Annotated in this window: 1 pseudogene; it reads right to left on the reverse strand. The window is 55.5% G+C overall.

Annotation, left to right across the window (positions count from 1 at the left end):
* Nucleotides 1-149: pseudogene (locus tag ACRHNM_RS17405) on the reverse strand (orotidine-5'-phosphate decarboxylase); the annotation flags it as partial.
* Between the last annotated feature and the right edge of the window lie 105 nt (nucleotides 150-254).

The raw sequence follows: 254 nt of genomic DNA on the forward strand, positions 1-254 counted from the left end.
GGGGCAAGGATAATGGCTTTGTTGCAGGCTAAGATCGGTTCTTCTTGGTGGAGGAGGTGCCGCGGGATCTTGTCCAAATCGGTGTCCAGGCCCACACAGAGAAAGGACTGTTTCTCCCGGATGTGGCTGGTTAGCTGTTCTGTGGTCATCGTTGGAATTTGGTCGATTGGTCTTTACTCATCGGGGGGAGTTGGTCGGTTTGTCTGTGGGGGTTGCCGCCCTACAGGATTTCGGAGGCCTCCCGGAGCTTTTCG

Source organism: Psychroserpens mesophilus, from assembly GCF_050617655.1.
GTDB classification, from domain to species: domain Bacteria; phylum Bacteroidota; class Bacteroidia; order Flavobacteriales; family Flavobacteriaceae; genus Psychroserpens; species Psychroserpens mesophilus_A.